This window comes from Cetobacterium sp., assembly GCF_051653945.1.
Lineage (GTDB): Bacteria > Fusobacteriota > Fusobacteriia > Fusobacteriales > Fusobacteriaceae > Cetobacterium_A.
The window spans coordinates 1-4,268 of the sequence record NZ_JBOFXD010000063.1 but is presented as its reverse complement, the minus strand read 5'-3'; the positions used below and the strand labels follow the sequence as shown (position 1 = coordinate 4,268).

General features: G+C 29.1%; 6 protein-coding genes and 1 tRNA gene. All 7 read right to left on the bottom strand.

Annotated elements, in window-relative coordinates; all coding sequences use genetic code 11:
- Nucleotides 1-159 (bottom strand): Gx transporter family protein (locus tag ACRC8M_RS07215; RefSeq protein WP_438528525.1); only part of this gene is annotated, 159 nt, incomplete at its 3' end.
- 1 nt (nucleotide 160) lies between these two features.
- A complete protein-coding gene (purB, locus tag ACRC8M_RS07210) occupies nucleotides 161-1,594 on the bottom strand; it encodes an adenylosuccinate lyase (RefSeq protein WP_438528524.1) in 1,434 nt (477 codons plus the stop codon).
- A gap of 25 nt (nucleotides 1,595-1,619) precedes the next feature.
- Entirely contained in the window at nucleotides 1,620-2,045 is a 426-nt protein-coding gene (locus tag ACRC8M_RS07205) for a GNAT family N-acetyltransferase (RefSeq protein WP_438528523.1), read from the bottom strand.
- Between the two features lie 3 nt (nucleotides 2,046-2,048).
- Entirely contained in the window at nucleotides 2,049-2,975 is a 927-nt protein-coding gene (lepB, locus tag ACRC8M_RS07200) for a signal peptidase I (RefSeq protein ID WP_438528522.1), read from the bottom strand.
- Nucleotides 2,976-3,063: 88 nt separating this feature from the next.
- Nucleotides 3,064-3,414: a 50S ribosomal protein L19 gene (gene rplS, locus ACRC8M_RS07195; RefSeq protein ID WP_438528521.1), complete on the bottom strand. Its 351-nt coding sequence runs from the start codon at nucleotides 3,412-3,414 to the stop codon at nucleotides 3,064-3,066.
- A 104-nt stretch (nucleotides 3,415-3,518) separates the two neighbouring features.
- The gene (locus tag ACRC8M_RS07190; protein ID WP_438528520.1) at nucleotides 3,519-4,097 is read right to left on the bottom strand and encodes an LA_2272 family surface repeat-containing protein; all 579 of its coding nucleotides are present in this window, start codon (nucleotides 4,095-4,097) and stop codon (nucleotides 3,519-3,521) included.
- Between the two features lie 53 nt (nucleotides 4,098-4,150).
- Nucleotides 4,151-4,226 (bottom strand) — tRNA-Asn (locus ACRC8M_RS07185).
- Nucleotides 4,227-4,268: the final 42 nt, after the last annotated feature.

Genomic DNA, 4,268 nt, shown 5'->3' with positions numbered 1-4,268 from the left:
CATTTTTTCATCAAATTTTTCTAAAGCTATTATTGTTGCAATATTTGCTAACCCTAATTTCATCCAAGGAAATGGTTTTGGAATAAGTGTTTCTATCAATGATAAATAAAGGGCTAATAGCACAAATGCTGTTAAATATCTCCTTCTTTTATCTGTCATATTACACCTTTAAATCAGTATTCATTCCCAATAGATCTTTATTCTTTTCAAGAATAGGATTTACCTCCGATTCTAAGAAATCCACTACTTGTGCTGGAGCAAATCCAATAAAGTTTTTAGGGTCTAATATTTCCATTAATTTTTCTCTATCTATATCAAATGATAAATCATTAATAATTCTTTCTATTAAATCATTCTCTAATCCTTCAACTTTAACTTGTTTTCCAGCTTCCATTGAATGAACTCTTATTAATTCATGTAGTTCTTGTCTATCCCCGCCTTTTTTTACTCCCTCCATTATTATATACTCTGTTGCCATAAATGGAAGTTCTGCCATTATATGCTTCTCTATCATTTTAGGATAAACAACTAATCCCTCTAATATATTTTTCCAAATAATTAATATTGCATCTACTGCTAAAAATGCTTGTGGTAATGCCAATCTTTTATTTGCTGAATCATCAAGTGTTCTTTCAAACCATTGAGTTGATGCTGTCATAGCTGTACTTTGCTGTAATGCTATTACAAACTTTGCTAAAGATGATATTCTTTCACTTCTCATTGGGTTTCTTTTATATGCCATTGCAGATGATCCAATTTGATTTTTTTCAAACGGCTCTTCTATCTCTTTTAAATGTTGTAACAATCTTAGATCATTTGTAAATTTATGAGCTGACTGAGCTATATTACTTAATAAATTAGATACTTCAGAGTCAATTTTTCTATCATATGTTTGACCTGTTACTAAGAATCTCTTATTGAATCCCATTTTTTCTGCAACTCTTTCATCTAACTCTTTTACTTTTTTATAATCTCCATTAAATAACTCTTGGAATGATGCTTGTGTTCCAGTCGTTCCCTTTACTCCTCTAAATCTTAAAGTATCTTGTCTAAATTCTAATTCTTCTAAATCTAAGATTAAACTTTGTAACCAAAGTGTTGCTCTTTTTCCAACTGTTGTCAATTGTGCTGCTTGGAAATGTGTAAATCCTAATGTTGGTAAATCTTTATATTCATTAGAAAACTTTGCTAATCCATCCATAACATTAATTAATTTTTTCTTTAAAATACTTAAAGCTTCTTTAATCTGAATTAAATCTGTATTATCTCCAACGTAAGCACTTGTTGCACCTAAGTGTATTATTGGCATAGCCTTTGGTGCTGCTGTTCCAAATGTATGTACATGGGCCATTACGTCATGTCTAAATTTTTTCTCCATCTCATCTGCTAGTTTATAATCAATATTATCTATATTAGCTTTCATCTCTGCTAATTGCTCATCTGTAATGTCAAGCCCTAACTCCTTTTCAGTTTCAGCTAAAACATACCATAATTTTCTCCAAGTTGAAAATTTAAATTTTGGTGAAAATATTTCTAGCATCTCCCTTGAGCTATATCTTTCTGCTAAAGGATTCGAATAAATTTCTTTGTTCATTATAAGTTTTCCTCCTAAATATATATTAATTTCTTTCTAGCGACATCAAAATTGCTGTTTCTCCATTAGGATAATAGTTTTTTCTTTTTCCTACATCTATAAATCCTATTTTTTTATAAAAATATATTGCAATTTCATTACTTTCTCTAACTTCTAAAAACAGATTTTGCTCCCAATTATATAAATAAAAATTTATTAATTGTTCTCCTATTTTTTTATTTCTAAATTCTTTTTCTACACCTATCTTCATTATCTCATAAAGATCATAGGAGTCATGTAATATTAGATACCCTTTTACATCCTCGTCAAAAACTAAAATTTTATATTCTCTTTTATCTATCATCTCTTTTAATGTTTCAAAAGAGTAATAACTTTCTGAAAATATTTTTTTTTCTAAAAAACTAATTTTTTTTAATATCTCTTCATTGTTTTTATTAACTTCAATTATCATAATTTATTTTAATAATCCTATTCTATTTAGTGGCCAAAATCTTACAAGAGCTTTTCCTTTAATTCTACTATCTTTGACAAATCCCCACATTCTTGAATCATAACTACCATTAGTATTGTCACCTAAAGCTAAATAATAATCTTCATCTAGAGTTTTAGTTACTGTTTCACCTTTTAACAATTTATTTAAAATCTCTTGGTCATGTATAAAATCAAGTATCATACCTGTTGGTACTCCATTTACTAAGAATTTTACATCTGGTAATAGTTGAGATACATATGCTCCATTCTCTTTTAAAAGACTCTGAACTTTCGCCACATCAATATTTTCTTTTTCAAATGTATCGTTATAGTTTTGTCCAGGTACAATTGTTATTATATCGCCCTTTTTAGGAACTACCCATTCGTTATAGCTTAGCTCTCCTAAAGGAGTATACTCTCTATCCGATATCTTTTTTCCGTCTATAAATAATCTATCATATTTTATTTGAACTTTTTCTCCAGGTAATCCCATCAATCTTTTTGTATATAAAACTTTATCCTCAATTGGTTCTTTAAAAACAATTATATCTTCTCTTTCTGGAGCTTTAAAACTATATACTACCATATTTCCAAAAAGTCTATCTTTAGGAACTATAGTTGGTATCATTGATCCTGTTGGTACTAGAAAATTTCCGATATAAAATTTTTGAATAATTAAAACTAGAATTAATGCACTTCCTAAACTTTCAACTAATTTAATAACTTTTCTTAAAACTTTCTCAGATACTTTCCCATCTAAATTAAATTTATTAACAAGATAATCCTCAAGTATGGTTCTTTTTTTGTCTATTTTAGCAACAATCTTTTTTTCTTTTACAAATATGTATATAAAAAAGGCTGTTAAAATTACATAAAATATTGTATTTAAAATTATATTTTCTCTGCTCATAACTTCACTCCTCTAGTCAATTTGTTTATATTTTAACACAAAAAAAAGAAAAAAGCTAAGGAATTGTTCATCCTTAGCTTTAGAAATCTTACTTTCTGATCTCTTTGATTCTTGCTTTCTTTCCAGAAAGTCCTCTTAAGTAGTAAAGTTTTGATCTTCTTACTTTTCCGATCTTTAAAACGTCGATCTTGTCGATCATTGGTGAGTTCATAGGAATGATTCTCTCTACTCCGATTCCACCAGTTACTTTTCTTATTGTGAAAGTCTTAGCGATTCCTCCACCATTTACTCTAATTACAACACCTTCGAATAACTGTATTCTCTCTTTGTTACCCTCTACAACTTTGTAGTAAACTCCGATAGTATCTCCAGCTTTGAATTCTGGAATGTCGTTTCTTAAGTAGTTTTGCTCTACTAATTGAATTAATTTTTCTTTCATTTTAGCCTCCCTGAATATTCATTTAATATTCCATTAAAGCGGAATATTCGTTTTAATAACTATATAAGTGTATCACAAAATATTAACTTTGTCAATTTAGAAGATTAAAATTTGAAATTAAAGTTTAATATTGGTAATACTTCAAAAAGTTCACTATTATCTGCCATGTTTACAAGCCCTATCTGTAAGCCTTGTAAGTTTTCTGCCATATTTACAAATCCTAATTGTAAGCCTTTTATTTGATTAGCTTTATTAAAGAAACCAAACTGTACTCCTGTTCCTGTTCCTGTAAAGTTAGCTCCTCCTACTTGTACACCTTTTGTGTTATGTTCAACCATGTTAATTAGTCCAAATTGAACTCCAGTCATGTTTCCACCAACACTATTAAATGTTAAAGGTAAAAAGAACCATCCTAATTTTGCTCCTTCGAAATTTCCCTCAGTTCTATCATAAAAAGATCCTATTGATAATCCTTTAAAATTTTGCTTTTTATTAGCTATTATATTTACATCTAGTCCCTCTACATTTTGATTTTCAGTATATATAAGACCTAATCTTACACCATTTACACTCGTTGATGGTCCATTTAATTGCGTTGGTGACAATAACCCTAACTCTAAACTCTCTGCTCCAAAAGAAGCTAATGATAATCCTAATAATCCTGTTACTAATTTCTTTTTCATTAAAATCCCCTTTAAATATTTTTAATTCGTTTTTTTTACAAAAAATAAAAAAATGGCGCTTCTTGCTGGGCTCGAACCAGCGACAACACGATTAACAGTCGTGTGCTCTACCAACTGAGCTAAAGAAGCACTTTTTTAAGATTGGCAACTTCCTATCCTCCCAGGGGGCTG